The organism is Catellatospora sp. NPDC049609, from assembly GCF_040675365.1.
GTDB lineage: Bacteria > Actinomycetota > Actinomycetes > Mycobacteriales > Micromonosporaceae > Catellatospora.
This window is the reverse complement of record NZ_JBFAOU010000491.1, coordinates 1-1,057: the sequence shown is the minus strand read 5'-3', so window position 1 is coordinate 1,057 and position 1,057 is coordinate 1. Positions and strand designations below refer to the sequence as shown.

General features: G+C 67.0%; 1 protein-coding gene and 2 pseudogenes. 2 read left to right on the top strand and 1 reads right to left on the bottom strand.

From position 1 onward, the window contains the following. Nucleotides 1-190 precede the first annotated feature (190 nt). Nucleotides 191-601: pseudogene (locus AB0J67_RS41355) on the top strand (transposase); the annotation flags it as partial. 17 nt (nucleotides 602-618) lie between these two features. Next, nucleotides 619-783 carry a hypothetical protein gene (locus AB0J67_RS41350; RefSeq protein ID WP_363491320.1) on the top strand — a complete coding sequence of 55 codons (165 nt, stop codon included), beginning with the start codon at nucleotides 619-621 and terminating at the stop codon, nucleotides 781-783. Between the two features lie 73 nt (nucleotides 784-856). Here AB0J67_RS41350 and AB0J67_RS41345 read toward each other — a convergent pair. Further along, nucleotides 857-1,057, bottom strand: a pseudogene (locus AB0J67_RS41345) (IS110 family transposase); the annotation flags it as partial.

The window sequence follows — 1,057 nt, the reverse complement described above, 5'->3', positions numbered from 1 at the left end:
GGACCGCAGAAGTGGACCAGGCCAGGATCGGCAGGAAGTGGTGGAGCGAGCCCCGTCGAGCAAGTTCACCGTAGACACTGACGGACGTGGTGTAGCAGCGGTCGGGTCTCGGACTCGGGCGTAACAAGTAAAACGGCCACCGGATTGATCCTTCGAAGACCGACCAAAGTCTCGAGGGAACGGAGTTCCGATGACCGCACTTCAGAGTGTGGACGCTGCCGGCCGGCTTCGCCAGCAGGCCGGGCAAGGCAACTCGGACGTGTTGCGGACAATGGTGGCCGCGTTCGCCAACGCGCTGATGTCGGCCGAGGCCGACGTCTTGTGCGGCGCGGAGTACGGCCAGCGCAGCGACGACCGCGTCAACCAGCGCAACGGCTACCGGCCGAGGGAGTGGGACACCCGCGCCGGCACGGTCGAGCTGGCCATTCCGAAGCTGCGCACGGGGTCGTACTTCCAGGATTGACTGCTGGAATACCGGCGCCGTGCTGAGCAGACCCTGGTGTCCGTCGTCGCGACGAGCTACCTGCTCGGGGTGTCGACCCGGCGGGTGGAGAAGTTGGCTGAGCAGCTTGGCGAGACCAGTCTGTCCAGGTCGCAGGTCGGAGATGGCCCAGACCCTTGATCCGCCTGGTCGGCGCGGTTCTGGCCGAGCAGACCGACGAGTGGACCGAGCAGCGGCGTTACATCGGCCCTGAGCTCCTCGCCAAGGCCCGGAAGGAGACCATCGACGACCAGACCCCCGCCAGCGCGGCGCAGCCCGAACCCGAGCTCACCGCCGCATAGGCTGACATCAGGATCACCTGTGGTCGTCGAGTGCTACACCACGAGCCTGGACGTGACCCGTGATGGTTGGCGGCTAGGGGATCTTGTCGCGGAGCATGGCGAACAGCACGTCGCAGCGGCGGCGGGCCAGGCAGATGAGGGCGGCGTTGTGGTGTTTGCCCTCGGCGCGTTTGCGGTCGTAGTAGGCGCGGCTGACGGGGTCGGCCGGGGCGGCGAACGCGGCGAGGAAGAAGGCCGGTTTGAGTTGTTTGTTGCCGCCCCGGGGTGGGTGTTC